General features: G+C 40.0%; 6 protein-coding genes. All 6 read left to right on the top strand.

Annotation, left to right across the window (positions count from 1 at the left end):
- Positions 1–17 precede the first annotated feature (17 nt).
- Positions 18–1487: a serine hydrolase domain-containing protein gene (locus QP794_RS17795; RefSeq protein ID WP_285078300.1), complete on the top strand. Its 1470-nt coding sequence runs from the start codon at positions 18–20 to the stop codon at positions 1485–1487.
- A gap of 38 nt (positions 1488–1525) precedes the next feature.
- Positions 1526–2488, top strand: a complete 963-nt coding sequence (locus tag QP794_RS17790) for a TauD/TfdA family dioxygenase (protein ID WP_285078299.1) — start codon at positions 1526–1528, stop codon at positions 2486–2488.
- Between the two features lie 33 nt (positions 2489–2521).
- Positions 2522–3565 (top strand): guanitoxin biosynthesis L-enduracididine beta-hydroxylase GntD, encoded by a 1044-nt coding sequence (gntD, locus tag QP794_RS17785; protein WP_285078298.1) that lies wholly within the window; start codon positions 2522–2524, stop codon positions 3563–3565.
- Positions 3556–7929, top strand: a complete 4374-nt coding sequence (locus QP794_RS17780; protein WP_285078297.1) for a MupA/Atu3671 family FMN-dependent luciferase-like monooxygenase — start codon at positions 3556–3558, stop codon at positions 7927–7929. The genes gntD and QP794_RS17780 overlap by 10 nt, the downstream gene beginning before the upstream one ends.
- An 88-nt stretch (positions 7930–8017) precedes the next feature.
- A complete protein-coding gene (locus tag QP794_RS17775; RefSeq protein ID WP_285078320.1) occupies positions 8018–15580 on the top strand; it encodes a non-ribosomal peptide synthetase in 7563 nt (2520 codons plus the stop codon).
- 79 nt (positions 15581–15659) lie between these two features.
- Positions 15660–25019: a non-ribosomal peptide synthetase gene (locus QP794_RS17770; protein WP_285078296.1), complete on the top strand. Its 9360-nt coding sequence runs from the start codon at positions 15660–15662 to the stop codon at positions 25017–25019.
- Positions 25020–25023 lie beyond the last annotated feature (4 nt).

Raw genomic sequence — 25023 nt, 5'->3', positions numbered from 1 at the left:
AGAGAGAGGTTCTATATATGAAATTCCGTCGTATGTTTACCTTACTAATTCTAGTTGTATTTTTGAGTAATAACTATGTTGGGTATGCTGAATCCTCAACACATAATCTTGAAAAATCTATTGATATGTTTATTAATAGGGAAATGAAAAAAATGAAAATTCCTGGATTATCAGCTTCTATTGTTCAAGATAAGTTTGAATATAGTGCAGGTTATGGATTTCGTAGTTCCGGGAACAAAGCCGTTGATGAAAGGACGCTTTTTGAACTTGGTTCCAATTCCAAAGCTTTTACCGGGCTTGCATTACTCCACATGGTTAAACAGGGCAAGCTTAGCCTGGATGATAACGTAACAGCACATTTGCCTTGGTTCACGGCCGTTTTGGATGGCACCGAATCAGACATTAACATTCGGCAATTGTTACACCATACAAGCGGAATTCCTACGGATTCCATAACTCTAATCCCTGAAAGCAATGATGCTGATGCCTTGAAGCAAATGCTGATGGAAATGGTACCTGTACAACTTGTCAACAAGCCAGGACAAATGTTCGAATACGCAACCTTGAATTACGATATTATCGGTCTCATTGTAGCAGAAGTTTCGGGGGTGAGTTACGAAGAATACATGATAGAAAATATATTCAATCCGTTGGGATTATTGAATACTTTTCCTAAGGCACAAGTTCAGTCAGAGGAAAATATGGCTTCTGGACATAAGTTAGGTTTTTTCGGTGCAGCATCCTATGACGGACCATCCTATCGCGGGAATACGCCATCTGGATACATTGTGTCCAATGCTGAGGATATGCGTCAGTGGATGAAGATCCAATTGGGGATAATCAATGTACCTGGTTTTGGTGAAGTCATTTTGGAATCACACATGAAGGATAACACTCTGGAGGGGATACAAGAAGGAGTGCCATATGCCGCTGGATGGGAGATTTATTCATTTGAAGGTGAGCAACTTGAACATTCAGGAGCAAATCCGGGATTTTCATCTTACATGTTATTGAATAAAGGAAAAAAAATAGGGGTAACCGTGATGGCCAACCTGAATTCAGAGGCTGTATTTTCAATAGCTATGGGAATTGAGCAAATTTTATTAGGGAACACGCCGACTCCATCCGAAGTAGATCTATTTCTGATATTGAATAATGTGATGAGAGTGCTTCTTGTATTGAGCTTGCTTGTGATCGCGCTGTCATTATTCTTCTGTTCTCGAATGTATAAGGACAAGCATAGATCTTTCCAAAAACCATCCTTGAATGCGGGAATTAAACTGACGTTGTTATCTGTTGGATATGCAATTTTCACTGTGGCCATCTACTTATCTCCTACTGTTTTATATCACGGGTATCCCTGGAGTTTCCTGAGCGTTTGGGCTCCTTCAAGCTTGGTTGTGGGTGCAATCTTCATGGTCGTAGCTGCAGGGGGATGTTTCCTTTGCGGGGGATATAGCATTCTATTTCCAAAAAGAAAAGATTAAGTTCTCCAAAAACGTATGAAATCAGGAGGTTTATCATTATGAAAAACATTGGTAATTCCATATTAAATTACACTGCAGGATCGCTCTACACATATACTCCCATTGATAAAGAAATCAAATTGAATCAATGGGTTACAGAGAACAAGAAGGAATTAGAAGAGGTATTGCTACAAAGAGGAGGCCTTTTGTTTCGGAATTTCCCCAAAGCATCGATATCAGAGTTTAGTGAAATCACGCAAATCTTCAGTTCAGAATTGTTAGAGTATAAGGAACGATCTACACCACGAACTGAGGTTCAGGATAATATCTATACTTCTACTGAATATCCTAAGGACCAGTGTATACCTATGCATAATGAAAGCTCTTATTCAAAAGTATGGCCTATGAAGATATGGTTTTCTTGCCAGATCAATGCCGAGGTAGGTGGGGAAACGCCGATTGCAGACAGTAGAGAGTTATTGCAGAAGCTAGATGCATCCATAAAAAAACAATTTATCGAAAAGAAAGTAATGTATGTAAGGAATTTCGACGGTATCTTGGATTTGTCTTGGCAAAATGTTTTCCAGACAGAAGACCAAAAGATCGTAGAACAGTATTGCCAAAAAAATGGGATTGCATTCGAATGGATATCTAAAGATCATTTGCGGACGCGAACCGTTCGTGATTCAGTAGCCATTCACCCCCTCACTAAGGAAAAGGTCTGGTTCAATCAAGCTAATTTATTTCATGTCTCTAGTCTGCCTTTAGAGGCCAGAGAATGGCTTATAGAAGAACGGGGTTATGACAATCTTCCTCGCAATACGTATTTCGGAGATGGTAGCAAAATTCCGGACTCTTTAATTGATGAAATCCAAGGACTGTACGAGGAAATCAGTATAGTCTTTCCATGGCAAGAGGGAGATGTCCTCATGTTGGACAATATGCTCATGGCGCACGGCAGAAAAACATTTAAGGGAGATAGAAAAATTGTCGTTGCGATGGCTGAACCCTATAACGTATAAATCCAGGACCTAATCAAAGGAGAGATGATAACAATGAACAGGTATGTTCTTTCGGCTAGTGAGCTCAATGAGATCTATGAACTCGTTGAATCTATTCCCGCAGACACGGATCTTGAGACGGACCGTTACTTAATGGAGGCAGCTCTATGGGGATATAATTTACCTTCTGAACTAAAGAAGAAATTAATCGATTTTAAACAATCGGAACAACAATCTCATCTCGTTATATCCGGATTCCCAGTTAATGATGATGATATCGGTCTGACACCCTCCCATTGGAGAGAACGGCCAGATCCTAAATTGACACGAAAGGTAGAAATCTTTTTTTCGTTATGTGGGTCAATTCTAGGAGATTTGTTTGGATGGGGGACCCAGCAACAAGGATATTACATTCACAATATACTTCCTGTAAAGGGAGATGAGAATGAGCAGTTGGGCTCAGGGAGTAATTCGTTACTTTGGTGGCATACAGAAGAAGCCTTTCATGAATATCGGGCTGATTATCTCGGTTTGTTTTGTTTACGGAATCCGGATTCAGTTGCAACAACTTATGCATCTATAGATATGTTAAATCTGGAAAAGAAGTACAAGAATGTTTTGTTTGAGCCGAGATTTTATATTTTGCCTGATGAATCTCACTTTAGCAAAAATAATGTGGGACAAGATTCATCAGAGATTTTTGATCAATTTGAAGCTAATTATTCATCGAAGCAGCCTTTGTCTATTTTATTCGGTAACTACGACTCTCCCTATATAAGGCTAGACCCGTTTTTTATGGGAGTTATAGATGAGAAAGATGACTTAGCCAGAGAAGCTATGGCACATATCGTATCCCAGATAGAAGATTCAATTATGGATATTACACTGAAACCGGGAGACATGTTGTTTGTTGATAATTATCGTGCTGTCCATGGAAGAAAACCATTCAGCCCCAAATATGCGGGCAGAGATCGTTGGCTCAAACGAATCAATATTACACGAGACCTTCGAAAGTCGAGAGATAGTAGAAAGAGTGCTGAATCTAGGTTGATACAGCCTAAAATGAAAAATAATGTAGGTGTTTCGACATGGACATGAAGATTTCCAAGCAAAATGTGGAAGCGGTCACAGATCTATCCCCTCTGCAAGAAGGGATGCTTTTTGAGCATATGATTAATCCACAGCAGCATCATGTAATATACCATTATCACATCAAAGCTACATTCCTAGACGAAGAGATTCTTCGCAGGGCATTAGATCATGTAACAGTTCAAAATGACACGTTGAGAACCGTTTTTCGATGGGGAAAAATAGAAAGACCTATACGTATAGTGTTAAAGGAGTATCATGTGCCGTTCCATTTCACCAATGTATGGAGTGACCAACTCGGTTCTCAAGATCCACAAGGTGTTGATGAACTATTAGGGTCATTGCGCGAAAAAATTGATATTATGCATGCTCCTCTTCATATAGGTCTGTTAAAAACCTGTGAGGAAGAATGGCATATCGTCGTCGCATTTCATCATATTCTGATGGATGGTTGGTCCAATATGCTCTTTATGGAGCAATGGTTAGAAATATATAAACATCTGTTAAAAGACGACACCTATTCCGTAGTTCAAGAAAAAGCAAAATACAGCCAGTTCATTGAAGCCTTAAGACATACGAGCAGTCATTCAGAAAGCGTTTACTGGACGAGCTATTTAGATGGAGCAGTTAAGACCTCTTTGTTTAAGAAACATAATCAGAATATAGATTCCTTCACAAACTACAAAATCAATCTTGGCGAAAATAATAAAGATTCGATTATGCATAACATTTCTACCATTCAAAGTACACTGGCCATGGCTGTTTATTCTACATGGGGAATCTTGCTTCAGAAATATGCACAAAGTGAAGATGTGCTGTTTGGGGTGGCTGTTTCCGGAAGAAATATGGAAGTCGAAGCTATTGATGAAACAATAGGACTTTTTATCAATACAATCCCTTTTAGGTTCAAACACAGTTCTGATGCTAATGTACAGCAGGTATTACAGGAGTGTGCCGGTCGCTTCCATGATGGCATTGCATTTGAACACACACCTTTGACTCGAATTCATGAATGGTCAGGTTTTGGGAAGATAAATCGTTTGTTTGACACCGTTGTGGTCATTGAAAACTACCCTATGAATATAGAAAGTATGGAGAAAAATCATAACATTTCTATCCTGAATTATGAGGTTCATGAGACTAATCCATACGATATTACACTAACGGTTACGCCATCGGAAAGAGATGTTGAGTTTAATTTCAGCTACAATAGAGAGATTTTTGAAGATGAATTCATAAAAGGATTATCAGATCAGTTTATCCATATATTAAACCGGATGTTGAGCAACCCTCAGATGAAGTTGGAGAAGCTCTGGTATTTACCTGATGTGACAGCAGAGAATCTGGATCAGAAACCTTTATCAGACCTAGAGTCGATTCGTGCTTACAAGGAGAAGACACTAGATACAATCTTCGATGAAATTTGCGTGGAGAAATCAGGGGATGTAGCGTTGGTATATAAGAACCATATTCTTACCTACGCAGAATTAAAAGTAAGGGTCGATTCATTTGCTAACTTTCTTCACAATCAATTGGATATTAGAGCAGATGACAGGGTAGGAATATGTTTACCACGTTCGGCTGAGTTAATTATTGCTATTTTGGGTGTGCTAAGAGCCGGTGCAGCTTATGTACCAATTGACCCGACATTGCCCGAAGAGCGCATTCAATACCTTGTTGAGGATAGTGGTATGATCGCCTTGGTAACGGATACAATCCCTGAAAATTATGACTTCCCCATGAGGCTTATTACATTAGAAGACTGGCATTCTTCTTCGAGTTCGAGTTCTATAATCATGGATTCAAGAATCCATGATGCCAGCTCACTAGCTTATGTCATCTATACGTCTGGTTCAACAGGAAAACCAAAAGGCGTTATGGTCGAGCACCGAAACGTTATTCAGTTTTTTGAGAGTTTAAATGATTACTTTAAACCGAGTACGAAGGATGCTTTACTATCGGTTACGACCGTTTCATTTGACATTTCCGTTCTGGAGTTGTTATGGACTTTATGTAACGGGATACAGGTTGTATTAAAAGTAGATGACCATGAACAATTAGAAAGTTACGACGCTTACTTAAATACGTCCCGCAAACTAGATTTCAGCCTCTACTTTTTTGGTAATGCCAATCGGGATAAGCAGCCTGAAAACGAGTATCAATTGTTACTTGAATCTTCCATTTTTGCAGATAAACATGATTTTGAAGCAGTATGGACGCCTGAACGTCACTTTCATGAGTTCGGTGGGAAGTTTCCTAATCCTGCGATAACCAGTGCTGCTATAGCAGCTGTCACTCAAAAAATCCATATTCGAGCGGGCAGCATTGTCTCCCCTTTACAAGACAGTTTGCATATCGCTGAAGACTGGGCCATGATTGACCAGCTTTCCTCTGGTCGAGTAGGAGTATCTTTTGCATCAGGATGGCATGTAGACGATTTTAGCTTGGCACCGGAACGATTTGAGAACAAAGAGGAACACATGTACAAACAAATAAAAGAAGTCAAAACATTATGGTGTGGTGGAGAGATTAGTAGAATCAATGGATTAGGTCAAACCACATCACTGCGTGTATATCCCAAGCCTGTTCAGGAAAACTTGCCGATCTGGATCACATCTGCAGGAAATCCAGATACATTTCAGAAGGCTGGGCAAATAGGTGCTAACGTACTTACACATCTACTAGGACAAGACTTGGAAACGTTAAGGAGTAATATCGATATTTACAGGAAATCCCTGTTGGAATCGGGGTTTTCTCCAGATACAGGCAAGGTAACTCTGATGATCCATACTTACTTGGGTGATGAACTTGAGGAAGTAAAGAAAATAGTTAAAGAGCCGTTTTGTAACTATTTGCGTTCTAGTGCCGGACTTGTTCAAAGATTGATTGATAAACTCCACGAGGATTTTAACATTGAGTCAGAAGATGAAATGTATGAATTTGCTTTTGAACGATATTGGAATAAAGCAGCATTGTTTGGAACGGTAGAGACATGTCGAGTCATGGTAGACGAGCTTGTTCATATCGGAGTCAATGAAATTGCAAGCCTGATTGATTTTGGAATTGATTCTGTAAAAGTCTTGGAAGGGTTAGAACGATTAAACGAATTAAGGATGAAGAGTTTCAAAGAATACGAGAAGCTTCAAGTTCATAAGGAGAAGATGAGACCCATTAATTATTTTCAAACCACTCCTTCTCGGCTACAACATATTATAAATGATTCATCATCACACGAATTTTTAAAATCTCTGACAACAATCATTATTGGCGGAGAAGCATTTCCAGTGGAAATGTTCCACAAGCTCCGCCATATTACGGATGCAAGAATCGTAAATGCTTATGGCCCTACGGAGACAACAATCTGGTCGGCGTTACTGGATGTGGAGCAGAATAAGCGTGATTTTATACCGATCGGGGACCCATTACCCGGCGAAATGATCTATGTGGTAGATGAAAAACTCAGACCTTTGCCCCCTTACATTCAAGGTGAAATTGTAATTGGTGGAGGTGGAGTTTCGAGAGGTTACTTGAACAGAGAGCAACTAACGAACGAAAAATTTATTTACCTTCCTTCTGACCTGCGACAACAACAAGGAAAGGTCTTTAGAACTGGAGATCTTGGAGTCATACGGTCCGATGGATCGCTTGAATACCTCGGAAGAAAAGATAATCAAGTGAAAATTTCTGGATATCGCATCGAGTTGGAGGAAATAGAAGCTTTCATCCGTGCGATTGAGGGAGTTGTGAAAACCGTTGTGTTCGAAGGTGAATTCCAGGAAGGATCAGATGCAGTGTTGCACGCCCTAATTGTTGTTCAACCACCTCTTAACAAAGACTATATTCGTGAAATATTATATCGGCAGTTACCACGGTATATGGTTCCAAGGAACATTGTTCTCGTTGATGATATCCCCCTCAACACAAGTGGCAAAATTGATCGGGGTGCAGCAAAAAAAATGGATTTGCGGCAATTTTATGTGGAGGAAGAGAACGTTCTTCCCCAAAGTGAGGAAGAAATATTAGTCGCTGAAGTCTGGAAGCAGGTTCTTGCCCGTGATGAAATCAGTATTTCTGATGACTTTTTCTCACTCGGTGGAGATTCTATCAAAGCTATGCGTGTTGTAGCACTATTGAAGAAAAAAGATTATGAGATTGATGTGAAAGATATATTCCAACGCTCTACCATTAAAAGTCTCATTGCGAGCAAAAACAGTATTGGACGGAGTACGATACCTAGCGTAGATACTGGCAAAAAAGTGCCTTCCAGCAAGCGGAGAAGTCATTATCAATATGGTCAATTAAATAATGAGCAATTGCAACAGGTGGAACATATCATTCAAGAAAATAAAAAAATGGGAGGTTCACATCCATGAGTGATGTTCAAAGAATAGATGTTGTCCCCCCAATACAGGCAGGATTGATGTTCCATCTTATTAACGATGAACTCCTGATGGGACATATATTGAACAGTTTGTTGTTCAGATCGAGGGACTGTTCCAATACGATAAATTTATAGAGGCTTTGCACGGCATCACGAAACGGTGTGAAGTAATGCGAACTACTTTCTTACATGAAGATCTTGATCAAGTGGTAAGGATAATCAGGAAGGAAGGATTCACAAGAGTGAATCACATGGATGCTTCCAAACTGGAGGGAGACGATGTTGAAAACCTCTTATGTAAGCTGCTGGTTGAAGACCGTACAAAGCCTTTTGTGGTATCAGAAGAAGCGCCCATACGATTTTCTATCCTCTCGACTAGCGACAACTCATTTAAACTGATTTGCAGTTATCATCATATACTCATTGATGGTTATTCCTTCAAAATTTTGTTGAGGGATCTTTTGGTTAATTATGACAATGTGTTGCATGCCCGTGGAACGGATATCCAGCTGTTGGGTATGCCAGATGCCCATTTCATTCAATGGTTGAATGAGCAAGATTGGATGGGAGCATCCGATTATTGGAATTCTTATTTGGCCAATTACGATTCCAATTATTCAATTCCAAAGAGAAATTATCAAGATGTTATATCCGAGTATAAAGAATTGAAACTTGTAGTTGATCCAGAATTGTTCAAGAACTTAAAAACCGTTGCTGCTGCATATCGTGTAACGATTAACGTAGTGTTCCAAGGAATATGGGCAATGATGTTACAACGATACGCTAATTCGGAGGACGTTGTATACGGATTGGTCACTTCACTTAGAGATCCCGGAATTGAGAATATCGAACATGCCTTAGGGGTATTCTTAAACACGATTCCAATGCGAGTGATATCAACCTCAAATACAACTCTGGTAGATTTGCTTAGAAACATTCAAAATGACATGTTCAAATCGAGAGAGTTTTCATATTATCCGCTGCACCAAATCCAGGGGGAAAGCGAAATTTCTCAGGATTTAATTGATCACATCTTAATTTTTAATAATCATGGGGATATTCCTGCTGAGGATCAACTTTCTTATGATCTGAACGATCAAATTACAGGAATGAATGTGAGTAATGTGACATTTGCTTCAAAATCACACTATCCATTAGAAATGATATTTGATATATATACTAACCATGCTGAGCTATCCATTATTTATGATCATAACCGTTATGATTCGGAGTTGCTCAACTTGTTTAAAGGCCACTTCCTTCGAATTGTCCAATTGGTAGCTGACCAAAAAACGGAATTGATCAGAGATTTTGATATGTTGACTGCTGAGGAAAAAGGGAAGTTATTGAGTAGGCAGGAGCTTACTAGCATGCCGGAGTTCTCATCCGTTTTTCATATGTTTGAACAACAGGCTAATGCTCATCCTAATGAAACTGCTGTAGTCAGTATACAACGGACTATGACCTATAGAGAACTTCTAAGGGAATCAACCAATCTCTCCAATGAAATGATTTCAATGGGGTTGCCTAAGGGAACGGCAGTGGGTTTGTTGTTTGATCGTAATGAATGGTTCATCATTGGTGCTCTGGCAATATTAAGATCTAACTTACGTTATGTTCCTTTGGATCCGGAAGCGCCTGAAGATCGAAATCTATATATTATGCAGGATAGCGGTATTCAATTATTGCTTTCGGAGAAGAAACTATGGGAAGCACAAGACAGGAATTATGAAGGAATGAACTGTCTGTTTATTGACAAAGCTTCCCTTTCCGATTCGGACCAAAAACCGAGCGCTTTAACTTATCCAGTTCTGTCTGATGACGGAGCTTACATTATCTACACTTCCGGAACAACAGGAAGGCCCAAAGGGGTTGAGATGCAGCATAAGAGTATTATCAACCTAGTAAGAGGTCTATCTCTTGAAATATATGCACCCTTTGAGAAGAAACTAAATGTGGCTCAGCTTGCGCCATTTTTCTTCGACCAATCCATAGAGGAGATTTTCGGTTCTTTATTGCTTGGTCACACCCTATTCGTTGCGACAAACGAAGAACGTTTGAATCAGGAGCAATTACTTCACTTCCTTGATAATCATGCAATTCAAATGATGAATGGCAGTCCTAGTTATATCAGATCTGTTCTTTTTGAAAACAAACAACCACGATTTTTGCGCCGCTTATTAATTGGTGGTGAAAAGGTGCCTCATCAGTTGCTGGAGGACTTGTTTCAATTATACGGGCAGGAAGATCTGGAAGTATTTAATGTATATGGTCCAACGGAATGTTGTGTGGATGCAACGTACTACAAAGTAAACCTGAATGAGATCAAGAGTTGGCAAACTACGCCTATCGGTAAACCAATGATGAATAAAACGGCATATATTCTGGACAAATATGATCGTTTGCAGCCAGTTGGCATTTCAGGAGAACTCGTAATTGGAGGAGAGGGCCTCTCCACGGGTTATATACGCTTGCCGGATATGAGCCGGTCCAGATTTGTGCCGAATCCTTTTTTGCATAATGAACACATGTATCGTACAGGAGACCAAGCTAAATGGTTATCGAGCGGTTATATTGATTTTTTAGGCCGTAACGATCGAATGGTAAAGCTGCATGGTTATCGAATTGAATTGGAAGAAATCGAAAAATGTCTGTTATCTCATAATGCTATAGAAGAAGTCGCTGTCTTATTGAAAGATACCGAAGATCGAAAATTTCTATGTGCATTTGTTGTTGTTGTTGTAACTGAGGGGAAAAAGATATTGGACCATGACTTGAAACTATGGGCCTCACGGACTTTACCTCCTTATATGGTGCCAACAAAAATAGTCTTTTTAGAGGAGTTTCCTCTCTCTGATCGTGGTAAGGTGGAACATCATCTACTAGAGCGAATGAATGTAACGGGTGGTAGTTCAGAACAAGTTACTCGAGATCCTGAAGTGATGAAAATCATTCATCTATGGGAGGGGATTTTTAAGTTTGAGGGCATTGGGCCACAGGATCACTTTTTCGAGCTTGGAGGGCATTCTCTATATGCGGCTAACTTCATTTCTAAGTTGAAAAAAGAAATGGGAATCAATGCAACACTCAAAGAGTTATTTCTATATCCTACACCCGCCGATTTTGCAAAATTAATCAAACACAAACTTGTTCAGGGTTCCTCTGTTGAAGAACTCGAACCGATGTTTGAAGCAACGTCTACGCAATATTCGTTGACACCTGCTCAGACACGTATGTTCCTAATGCACCAAATGAACATGAACAGTACAAAGTACAATATCTCTGGGAAATTTAGGATTAATAAACCGTTGGATACTAGTAGGCTTCGGACTTGTTTTCATCGTTTGTTGAAAGAACACGAGATTCTAAGAACACGCTTTTCGGTCGAGGATGGGACCATCATGGCAAGCATATTGCAGGAGTGGAATTTCAATGTACATGTGTGGCAATCTGAGCCAGCTGATGACGAATGGATAACAAGTTTTGATTTGAATGATGCTCCTTTGCTGCGAGTCTCTGTTTTTGAAGTAACCGAAGAGTGCTTTGACTTATTTATTGATATGCATCATATCATAACTGATGGCATATCAAACTTGAATTTAATCAATCAATTCATTCTTTTATATGATGGCAAGCCTGTAGAAGCAAATTACAGCTCTTATAAATATTATGCCTTATGGTTTGAAAGTTATATGAAATCGCAGAAATCTCGGGACGATCAGGCGTACTGGTATGGAAAACTAGAGGCTGAACGAACAGATTTTACTTTATTACCTGACTACTCAAGAACATCGGAACAAGATGGAAAAGCCGAGACTGTTTGGATTGAACTGAACGCTGCGATGACTGCTTCACTTCGAGAATTGGCGAAGGGTCAAGACGCGACCTTATTTAGTGTATTGCTGGCCGCTTATAACGTGATGATATACAAGTATAACGGACAAGAAGATGTATTATTGGGTACAGCTGTGTCAGGACGGACTCAGCCCGGCTTTGAAGAAAGTGTGGGCTTATTTGTAAACACCATCGCTTTAAGGAATTACCCATCTGGTGGGAAGACATTTACCGATTTTTTGAATGAAGTAACGGATTCATTAATGAATGATCTTGAACACCAGGATTATCCGTTTGATCAGCTTGTTGACGATCTCTCAATCAAGAGGGAGCGATCCCGCAATCCTATTTTTGACGTCATGTTTATTATGCAAAATAGGACACATGCAGACAATCAAATGAATGAACATGATGATATTGTTGAACACGTCGTTCCGAGCGGTGATGCCAAATTCGACTTACTGATCGAAGTGTTCGAACATACAGATGACATGTTAATTAAACTTGAGTTTAATAGCAGTCTGTATACAAAAAATACGATTGAAAAACACGGTGAATATCTCGTTCATTTAATTGCAGATATCTTGTCAAAGCCTCATGAGAAAATTGCTAATCTTAACTTTATGAGACAAGTAGAGGTGGACGAGATCATCCATGCGTTTGATCGTACACAGATGGAATTCCCTGTTGGCAAGACGATTCAGCATCTTTTTGAACAACAGGTTGCAACAGTACCTGACCATATTGCTGTTAACGATCAAGTAGAAGCGCTTACGTATCGTCAACTGAATGAACGTAGCAACCAAGTGGCCAATGCTTTACTAAACAGGGGCGTATCTGCTGGGCATTTCGTTGCCTTGCATATGGACAGATCTATCCATGCGATCGTCAGCATATTAGCCATCCTAAAGGTCGGGGCAGCATATGTCCCCATTAATACGAAGTATTCCGATGATTTGATTCGTTACATTATGGAAGATTGCGGAGCAGAATTTGTTATCGCTGACTTACCATCTGACGTATGGGATGCACTCGATACATCCGGAAAGAAAATAAGCTTGAGTGATCTGGTTGAGATCTATGAGACCGGAGATACAACAAATCCGGGGATAGCCCTTACACCTGAACATCTCGCATACCTAATCTATACATCTGGAACTACAGGCAAGCCTAAAGGAGTTATGATCACGCACGCCAATATCGTTAGATTGTTTGAGAATGAAGCGCCGTTCTTCCCATTTCATGAGCAGGAAGTCTGGACCCTTTTTCATGCATTGAGCTTTGATTACTCAGTATGGGAAATGTACGGGGCTCTTCTAAAAGGTGCCAGATTGGTCATTGTTCCAAACGAGGCTGTGTACGATAATCGTGAATTTTTGGAGTTGCTAATTCGGGAGAAGGTAACCGTGCTTAACCAGACCCCGGGAGCATTGTATGCATTAATTAAGGTCATTTTGGAGCAAGACGTGGATCTGCCTTTGAGATATGTTATTTCTTCAGCAGAAGCGGTTCACCCGATAAGATTGCTTGCTTTTCATGAAGCTTATCCCGAAATAAATATCTTAAATATTTACGGGATCACGGAAACAACCATTTTTACAACATATAAGGAACTTCGACATGAGGAGATGGCTAAGGATAATCGGAGTGTTGGAAGACCAATTCCTACTCTAAGCACGTATTTGCTGAATAAAGATGGACAGCTTTCTCCACAAGGTGGAATAGGCGAACTTTATGTGGGTGGAGCAGGTGTGGCAAGAGGTTATTTGAACCGAGAAGAACTGAACCAAGAGAGGTTCCTGGACAACCCATTCGCTGCGAACCAAAAAATGTACAGGTCCGGAGATTTAATGCGTATGTCGTCTGCGAAGGAGCTTGAGTATGTTGGTAGAATTGACGATCAAGTGAAAATAAGAGGATACCGCATAGAGTTATCAGACGTTGAAGAAAATTTAATGACGTATCCTGATATTGACGAAGCTTCGGTTCTGTCCTTGGGAGAACACCCAAATAACTACTTGTGTGCTTTTTATGTTTCGCAGAGCCAGCTGCCAATCGAGGAGCTGAAAAGTCACCTTAACCAAAAACTTCCTTCTTATAGTGTGCCCTATAAATACGTACATCTAAATACCTTTCCCCTTACATTAAACGGGAAAATAGATCGTCGAAAGCTGATTGAGTTAGCCGAATGTATGGAAGCGAATCCCATAACTCTACCAAGGAACGAAATGGAAATGAAGATATCCGTTTATTGGTCTGATCTCTTGGAGAAGCAGGGATTCGGGATTGAGGATGATTTCTTTGAATTAGGCGGAAATTCGTTACAAGCTATGCAGTTGGCGGATTTCTTGCAGAAGGAATATCAGATCTACTTCACAATCAAAGATGTATTTGATAATCCAACGATTGCTTCGTTATCAAATGAAGTTGCTAAATCGTCCAGAAGGAACAGAGAGAATCTTATAGCGACGAATGTAATTACCGGAGCTCGGTATCCATTATCTTTAGCCCAAAACAGAATATTTCTACTGAGTCAACATCCTAACATCGGGATGTCGTATAACATTGTAAGTAAGTTCGATTTGTTTGGGGCATTTGATTTTTCACGCCTTGAATCTGCTCTCAAAACAATCATAGAGCGGCATTCCGTATTGCGTTACCGTTTTGGATATCACAAAGGCATGCCTGTGCAGTTTATGGGAGATTACGATAATTTTTTATACTGGTTTGATTCGACAATCGAAACGCGAGATCAGTTGATGGCTCAGTTTTTGCAGCCTTTCGATGTTGTTGGGGAAGAACCACTCTTCTCGGTAGCAGTAATACGGATAGAGAATCATCATCATGTATTGGTTATAAATATTCACCATCTGATCAGTGATGGAATCTCTATGGGGATTTTGGAACGTGAGCTGGTGGCGTTGCTTAGGGGAGAAACATTGCCATCCATTGAATACCAGTATCATGATTATGTGAATTGGGAAACGGATCGTTACAAGCGACAAATGTTGGACATTGACAAAAACTATTGGCTTACGACCTTCAGCGATTTTAAGCCTACCATTGCCTTGAATACAAATACTCATGTTCAGTCCTTTAGAGGCGGAGCGGTTTCATATAGCCTGCCCCAATCCCTCCTCGAAGACTTGACAGCTTTATCAAACGACAAGAAAACAACCTTATTTAATGTACTGCTTACCTTATACAAATGTACCTTGCATTTGCTATGGGGATCTGAGGATATCGTTGTAGGAACACCAGTCTCAGGCAGGGTGGAGCAGGAATTTTCCGATACCATGGGCATGTTTGTTAATACATTACCTGTACGCAGCAAGCCACATGGAAGTATGAACTATAATGACTATTTGAATCAAATAAAAATGATTATGCAGGAGGCATTGAAACATCAGCTCTATCCGTTGGATAAGTTGGTGGAAGAGCTTGGGATTGCTACTGTTCCGGGACGATCACCTTTATTCCGTTTCATGTTTGCTTATGAAGTGTGTCGGCCTTCTGTGTTCTATATTGACGAATTGAAGATCGTCGCTAATGAGACTATGGATGATGGCAGCGCCATGATGGATCTTACATTTGGAATCTTGGAGAGCCCTACAGGGACGGAAATTCAGGTCGAATATGATACCTCCCAATTCAGCAAGGATATGGTCCAATATGTAGTTGAAACTTTTGTTGAGATTGCGAGCCAGGTTCGAGATGATCATGATATTAAATTGAATCAGATTAAAATTAAGCAGCAGAACGAGAGTGAAGGCGAATGGAATACGCAGCAATTCGAGTTTGATTTTTGATCAACTGACCTACTGTAATGTAACAGTCGTCGGCAATATGATTGTCGACGACTAATCAAATGGGAGAAAGCGAGTGATAATGGTGCCTACTGAAAAGAACGTAGATGAAGCAAAACAGTTTTGGGATAACGTGCTGGGGAACGAATCATATCCAGCTACGGATATAACCATGCGAGTACACCCGTATGCCTTGTCAGAAGGACAAGGATTGGTTCGAAGAACAATGGATCAACAGACAGTCGAGCTTTTGAAACAAAAATGTAAACATAATGATTCATTAATATTTACTTATCTTCTAACCATATGGAATACGATGTTTGGTCAGTATACAAGAAGTAGACGTACCGCCGTTGGTATTCCTAATATGAAATCTAATTACAGAATCCCTCAAGTGAGCCTGACGTTACCTTACTTTCAAGAATGGAAGGCCGAGACTAGTTTAAAAGAAATGTTGATCGAGGCCAAAAGTAAACTGGATACTTTGTATGAACATGCGTCAATTCCTCCATTCGTTGAAAAAAATAATCAGCCAATGGACACACTGTACAACGTAATTATCGGCTATGAACCTCTTCATGGAAGCAACAGCATAAATAGTCTCTCACAACAGTATCCGATCGTTCTTTGGATGAGTAGCGCGTTGGATGAATTCGCAATAAGCGCAGCTTATCAAGCCGATTTTAGTGAAGAGCAAGTGCGAGCGATGTTGCGTCATTATGAACAACTACTTTGTAATTCACTTAAAGGTTCATCGGACGTCAGAATAAGTGAACTGTCAATGTTATCGCAGGAAGAACATACACAAATAGCATATGTGTTCAACGAAAGAAAAATAGTGGAGGAACCAGAATTACCACTACATAAGTTGTTTGAGAAGTATGCTCTTAGGTTTTCTCAGCGGAGAGCCGTACAAGATTCAAATGAAGCATTAACTTACGAACAGCTGGCTGAACGCTCAGATCATATCGCTTATGCTTTGCTGGCTCAAGGCTTGAGACCAGGAGAGGTAGTTGCTTGTATCTGTGAACGATCTGTTAATACCGTTTCCAGTTTGTTGGGGATACTTAAAGCGGGTGGCGTTTTCTTACCCATTGACCCGTCATCTCCAGCAGGAAGAGTGGAATACATGTATAAAGATAGTGGGGCTAGAATGGCTCTTGTCTCGGCAAAAATGGTCTCCAAAACGGAGCAATTTGAATCTAAGATCCTAATCATAGAGGATGTAATACAGTTTGCTTGTGAAAAAAATCAAGAATTCCCCTCTGTTCCTGTTCATCAAGGTGCATGCATTATATACACATCTGGAACTACAGGAGAGCCGAAGGGCATTTTGTTTGAACATCAGATGTTAATACATCACACTAGTGCTTATGGTAAATATGTTGTTTCATACGAAGAGCCTAAACATATTGGTTTGATTGCACCTTACTTTTTTGATGCTTTTTTGGAAGCTGTATTCTATGGTTTGTTTAACGGACATACCCTCATTGTCATATCTGAAGAAACTCAACGAGACGGTAGATTATTAATGGAATACTTAGGGGATAACGAAGTTCATATGTTGAATTGTACACCTACACATATTCGCATATTAATGTCTTGTCCTCCTCATTTATTTCAGAATTCCCATTTAGAATTACTTTTAATTGGGGGAGAGCCTTTAAAGGAATCTTTAGTTCATGAGATTCGAGAAAATTTTAGACAAAATGCGCCAAACATTATTAATTGTTATGGACCAACAGAATGCTGCATTGAGGTAACGGCTTATAACGTGGTTGAGACATCAGACTTACCGGGGAACGCCATCCCTATAGGTAAGCCTATCAAAAACGTTGGTGCATACATTCTTGGGCCGAACAATGAAATTTTGCCTGTTGGGGTCATAGGTGAACTCTGCTTTAGTGGAGACAAACTGGCTAAAGGGTATATCGGAAAACCTGCGGAATCTGACAGGGTCTTCATGCCTTCGCCATTTGTATCAGGTGAATCATTGTACAAAACCGGTGATTTAGCGATGTGGCTCGCTGACGGTAACATTGTATTTATTAAACGCATAGATTCACAAGTCAAGGTCCGGGGTAATCGAGTTGAACTCAACGAAATTGAATGGGTTCTTCAACAGCATAGCCAGGTTAATGAAGCGGTGGTATTACATCAGAATGAGGAACTTTTTGCGTTCCTTGTTATGAAAGATAACTCTGCATTGATGGAGCTTGAAAAGGGAATTAAAGGAAAACTTCCATCATATATGCAACCTAAAAGCTTTACATTGTTAGAGTCTTTCCCCACAAATGCCAATGGAAAGTTAGATAAAAAGGCGTTATACCCGTTGGTGAAATCAGAAGTTTCGGATAATGGGCGTTCAGAACTCATAACAAATACCGAGAAAGTGCTTGGAACGATATGGAAGAATGTACTGGATATCGAAACCGTAGGCAGAGAGGATCACTTCTTTGAGCGGGGTGGACATTCTCTAAGTGCAGCTGTATTGAGCGGTCAAATATATAAACAATTTCAGACAAATGTATCGATTAAACAATTGTTTGCGACACCTGAGCTGTATCATTTGGCCAAGTTTATTGATGACAGCGAAAAGGAGCAGAATACCCCAATATTGCCGGCTCCTGTGGCAGCGTTCTATCCATTATCGCTGGTCCAAGAGAGACTATTCACCTTACACTCAGCCCATCCTGATAGTACGGCATACAATATGCCAGGGATCATTGAAATAAAAGGTGCTTTGGATCGTCAGCGGTTGGATATGGCCTTGGAAAGAATAATTCAGAAGAATGAAATACTCCGAACCAAGTTTGAGGTGCATGATTACGAACCTGTTCAGCGTATCTTGGATATTACCAAGTTCAGTTTAGACTGGCATCAGCTTAACTATGATAAGCTTCAATCTTTCATTGATTCATTTGTGAAGCCCTTCGATTTGGCGAATGCTCCGCTATTCAAGGTAAGTGTGGTCGAGTTGGATAAAGATTGGTTCTATGTACTGTTTGACATGCACCATATTATCGCAGATGGACGAACCTTCGAGATTTTAGTTCAAGAAATATTTGATTTTTATAATGGCACAGATGTTCCAGAAAAAACGATCCAATACAAAGACTTTGCATATTGGGAGAAAGAGCATACGAATAGCTCCGAGTACGTCCATTTGAAGGATTTTTGGATGAAATACATGGGTGGAGTTCTTCCCCAATTGTCTTTACCTTATGATTATGATCGTAGCGAACATCAAACGTTCACAGGCTCCGTATGTTTCAAGGAGATCAAAGGCGAGACCGTACACATGCTTAAACAGCTTTCCAAGAAAAATGAGACCACGATGTTTATGAATATCCTTGCTGCTTACTATGTATTATTGAACAAATATTCAGGAGATCAGGAATTTATCGTAGGAACAACTTCATCTATACGCGATGATAGCAATCTGGATATGGTTATGGGACCGATGATTAATGCCATACCTATTCGGCAAAACGTTGATCCCGAGGTTACATTCTCGAAGTTGCTAGATCAGGTGAAGGAAAACGTGGTGAATGTATATGAGCATAAGAGCTATCCATTCCACCAACTGGTAGAAAATATTTCATTTGATCGGATGAACAATCAGAATCCTATATTTAATACCATGGTCATTATGCATCAGTTTAAGGAAGACTTTGATACCGTAGTCGAAGAGATGACGATCAAACCTGTAGCATTCGAAAATAAAACTTCAAAGATGGATCTTTCATTGGAGTTAACAGAACATCAAGATAGCATGACAATTTGCTTTGAATATAACACGCAGTTATTTGCTCAAAGCACTATAGAGAGATTAGCCAATCATTTTATTGAACTTTTAGATCGTATTGCGCAAAAACCTGATGAATGTATCAAAACATATAGCCTTCTTTCTACAGATGAGCAAAATTGGCAAATCTACGAATTGAACCGTAACGAAGTTTCATTATCATTCGAGAGACCAATACATCATCTGATTAGAGAGCAGGCAAGGATAAATCCTGAACGAATTGCAATACGAGAAGGAAATGAAACATGGAATTACAGGGAACTGATGCAGCAAGCTGATGCTTTAACCAATCATTTGGTAATGAGGGGCGCTAGTGCTGGGAAAATTGTCGGCATCATGATGGAAAGATCCTCTGCATTGATTGCAAGTATTTTGGCGGTGCTTCAAACGGGAGCAGCCTATTTACCAATAGATCCAATGTATCCTGAAGAGAGAATCAGTTACATTTTGGAAGATAGTCAATGTTTTGCATTAATTAGCGATAAACCTGTTGAGAAATTAGTAGGTGAGTGCAAATTCAACTTGATTGTAAATTCAGAATTGGAACCTTTCGTGGAAACTCAGTGTGATGCTATACCCGAAATTAACATTCTCGAACCAGCGTACATCATTTATACATCAGGTTCTACTGGACAACCCAAAGGCGTAATGATTAGTCACCGGTCATTGTTGAATTATTCTTTATGGGCTGCCAAGGTGTATGTAAGCGGAGAAAAGGATATCGCCTTCCCTTTATATTCTTCAATCGCTTTTGATTTGACGATTACCACTTTATTTACACCATTGATCACAGGAAATAGCATTGTCGTATACAACGATCCACCCGAGGAGTCTCTCAAACGGATCATTCAGGATAACTTGGTCGATATTATCAAATTAACTCCGTCCCATCTGCGGCTAATGAAAGAAATGGAACTTGAGGGCAATCGCATTAAACGTTTCATTGTCGGGGGAGAAGCTCTGGAAACCAAGCTAGCTCGTGATATTGAGTCGATATATGGTAAGGGTACAATCAAAATATATAACGAATATGGTCCAACCGAAACAACCGTAGGTTGCATGATCTGTGAGTTGGAGTCTGATTACGATTCACCATTCGTTTCTATAGGTGTGCCAGCGGACAATACAAAAGTCTATGTTTTGGATAAGTATCTCAATCCTTGTCCTTTAAGCGTGATTGGAGAATTGTATATCTCCGGATTGGGAGTTGGGATGGGGTATATTGGAAAAGAAGAACTCACAAGAGAGCGCTTCATTCCAAATCCATTTGAAAACGGAGAATGGATGTATAGAACGGGGGATTTGGCCAAGTTAATGCCGGATGGCAATCTTGCATATGTGGGTAGGATAGATACCCAGGTCAAAGTAAGAGGATATCGGATTGAACTAGGCGAAGTGGAGCATTATTTGAATCAGAACCCAAATATTAAGGAGTCAGTAGTATTCGTTGAGAATGATTCTATTGGTGGATATGCATTAATAGCTTGTGTAGTACCGACTAAATCGAACTCTCCCGATGTACTGAAAAACGTTGAAGAAGAGTTGCAATTGTATTTACCCCGGTACATGATACCGGACCAAATATATATTATGGATGAAATTCCGTACACTTTAAATGGAAAAGTGGATCGTAAAGCTCTCGCCAGAAAACAGATTTCCACCAATCTTAAAACGAAGGAAAGCACAGATATCTCTGATCCAGAACGTATGGATACGTTGACAACAGCATTATCTGAAATGTGGGCTCCTTTATTAAATATTTCGGAGATAAGCATCAATGATAATTTCTTTGATCTAGGGGGGCACTCGCTTAAAGCAATCATGCTCCTTTCCAGAATCAAAAAGAAATTCGAAGTTGAGATTAGTTTGGAATCGTTCTTTGCCAATCCAACGATTGAGATGTTATCGGAACTTGTTGTGAGCCGCCAAAAACCAGTTATTCCAGCAATTAAACCTGTCGAGAACCAAGGTCATTACCCGTTGACATCTGCACAAGTGAGATTATATTTTCTTCAACAATTCAATAATGGAACCGTTTATAACATCGTTGAAAGCTTTGTTATTGAAGGTAACTTAGAGAAGGAAAAGTTCGAGTTTGCCTTGAGAAAAATGATTGAACGACACGAAATTTTACGAACCAGTTTTCATTTTACAGAACAGGATGGTTTGGTACAAATTGTTCATGATCCAGATCGTGTTCAACCACTTTTGGAATGGTGCAACTCGGCGTTGGATATCTCTGAATATGTACAACCGTTCGATTTGTCTGCTGCGCCATTATTTAGAACAAGAGTGGTCCGATTGGGAATTGAGCGCCATGAAATAAAATATGATTTCCATCATATTATTTTTGATGGCATTTCTATGGAATATTTCATCCGTGACTTTGTGAGTTTTTACAATGCAAAACATGAACTTCCTCCACTTAGCATTCAATATCGAGATTATTCCGTATGGCAGGAAGCGTTTTTACAAACGGAAACCTATGCTCAACAGGAGAAGTATTGGTTGGAACAATTGTCTGGAGAACTGCCTGTTCTTGCTTTTCCGACAGATTTTCCAAGGCCAATTGTAAAAAGCTTCAAAGGATCAGCTTTTCGATTCGAGGTAGATTCGTCAGTATCATCCCAGTTTTCACAGTTGTGTAAACGGAACGGAATTACATTATATATGGGACTGATTAGCCTCTTTGGATCGACCCTGTACCGCTACACTCAACAAGAAGATATTTTAATAGGGACACCTCTAGCTGGAAGAAAGCAGCAGGAATTGGAAGGCCTTATAGGGATGTTCGTAAATACGACGGTACTTCGTCTTGCACTTACAGGAGAAATGACCTTTACACAACTGATAGAAGCAGTCAAAAAAAATACTGTTCAGATGTTAGAGTACCAGGATGTTCCTTTTGAACAATTGGTTGAACGTCTCCATGTGGAGAGAGATACTTCGCGTAACCCCATTTTTGATGTTATGTTTGCTTTGCAAAATTATGATGATGGGGGCCTTGCAATTCAAGACTCCATAACGATTGTACCCATAAGTCCAGAAATGGGAAGTTCAAAATTTGATTTGACACTGTTTGCTTGGGAAGAAAATGAACAGATCTCGTTCTGTTTTGAATACAGTACTGATCTTTTCGAAGAACAAACGATTAAACGTCTCTCGACGCATTTTATGAATTTAATGCTTGATGTTATTGAACAGCCCATTGCGCCTATAGCACATTTAAATATGCTTGCAGATCATGAAAAGAGACATTTGAATGTGGATATTCTTTCTAGTGGGAAAGAAACCCAACCAATGACACTCTATCACTGGTTTGAACAGCAGTGTGAGCAGACGCCAGAGGCTGTTGCATTAATTCACGATGACATTCAACTTACGTATTCCGAATTACATCGGCGTACTCAGACGGTGGCCGGAGCGCTTGCTTTAAAAGGAGCTGAAGCAGGAACGATTGTGGGTGTGATGATGGAGCGTTCCTCAGAAATGATTATCTCGATTCTGGCGGTGCTTCAAACGGGAGCAGCTTACTTGCCATTAGATCCCGAATATCCCGATCAGCGTCTGCAATACATGCTGGATGATAGCATGACGGATGTGTTGATGACGGATAATCAAACCAGCACAAAGATGCTTGCAGATTTTCAAGGACAGCGCTTTAACGTGCAGGATATCGAATACGATTATGTATCGGAGACTCTCTCTGGAAGTTATCCGGACACCGAAGCATTAGCCTATGTCATCTATACTTCTGGATCAACAGGAAATCCAAAGGGAGTAAAAGTAAGCCATGCAGCCATTTTTAATACGCTGAAATGGAGAATAAACCATTATTCGTTTGGATTAGGTGATAATACACTTCAAGTACCTTCTTTATCCTTTGATAGTTCTGTAGAAGATATTTTCTGTGCATTATTGTCAGGAGCAACGTTGACATTAATGTCGTCGAAGGATCGATTGGATGTTACAGCACTAACCAAAATTGCAGAACGACATAAAATTACTCATTTTCTGATGGTACCTAGTATGTATGCCGCTATATTGGAAACTAAGCCGGATTTCAATTATCTTAAATCGGTAACTGTAGCTGGAGAATCAGTTCATGCGCATCTCGTAAACAATCATTTTGCATTATTCCCTGACGTGAGGTTGTTTAATGAATATGGGCCAACCGAATGCAGTGTTTGTACTACAGTTCATGAATTCAAGGCAGAAGATACACAAATTCGCATTGGAAAACCTATCGACAACATGGAAGTTTATATCCTGGATAACCATGAAAGAATAGTACCCATTGGAGTACCTGGAGAACTGTATGTAACAGGAAAGGGCCTTTCCAAAGGTTATTTGAATGACGATGTAAAAACGAGTCAACGTTTTGTTCATGTAACCGAATTGCCAAATCAATTATTGTATCGTTCGGGTGACCGGGGGAGATGGTTATCAGATGGTACACTGGAATATTGGGGTAGAACTGACAATCAGGTGAAAATCAGGGGGTATCGGGTTGAACTTGAAGAGATTGAACGCAGTGCAATGCAGATGGACTGTGTTACACAAGCTGCTGCAGTAATGAAGAAAACCGATGACAGCCAACGTCTTGTTCTTTATGTCATCATGGATGCGAGCCAACCAATAGAAGATTCACAATTAAAGAAAGAACTTGCTCAGAAATTACCTCCATTTATGACACCCGAAGATGTGATATTCCTGAATGAATTCCCTCGAACGGCTAATGGGAAGATTGATAAGTTGGAATTGTCCTTACGTGAGGATCTTACGGGTTTGATTGATCGTCAAATGGAGAATGAGTCCTTGAACCAAACGGAGGCTGTTTTGTTTGATGCATGGAATATTGTATTAAGACATCATCATATAAGTAGACACGACAACTTCTTTGAGGTTGGTGGTAACTCGCTCCTGCTAATACAGTTGCATGCCACACTAAATGAAGCATTCTCGGGATTGTTGACGATTACGGATTATTTCACTTATCCAACCATTCGAGAATTGGCTCAATATCTGGATGACACAGTTACGGGTAAGGAAAAGTCCCTAACCAATGTGGCAAGCAGAGTTACTTTGGGAAGCGACCTTGTCGCTATGGGATTATCGGATGGAGCAATGTATCGGGTGATTTTGGCCGAGGAGAAAGTAAGCATTTTGAATGAAATGGCTAAAGGCATGGCTGTGGATATTCAAGATATTACGTTTGCTGTTTGGGTATATATACTGAATCAGTATGCTCAATTGGAGAATATCTCCATTGATTTGGGGGTTTCCGAAGATTCTATCGTGCATTGTGATATTCACTTGCCTGAATTTGAAAGCTTGGAGGAATTGGTGAGCTATCTCTATGAAAAAAGACATGATTCGAAGTCAAACAAACATGACTTTGAGATGCATTATCCAGATGGAGAAGCCAGTATTTTATATACATGGAAATCGTCCAGTTCCTTGTATCAAAAATACGATATTACATTGTTAGCACAAGAAAATGAAGAAGGACTAACCATTCAATTTATCGGCAACTCCAGAATACGTGAGCAAACAATACAAGAGATTACCGAACTGTACGTCGCTATGATATCGGCTGTTTGTGACCAGGTTTCTAACAACACAACAGTTTGAGGAG

Origin of the sequence: Paenibacillus sp. UMB7766-LJ446, from assembly GCF_030226665.1 — a bacterium.
In the GTDB taxonomy this organism is placed as follows: domain Bacteria; phylum Bacillota; class Bacilli; order Paenibacillales; family Paenibacillaceae; genus Paenibacillus; species Paenibacillus vandeheii.
The sequence above is the reverse complement of the archived record's forward strand: the minus strand, read 5'-3'. Positions and strand labels throughout refer to the sequence as shown.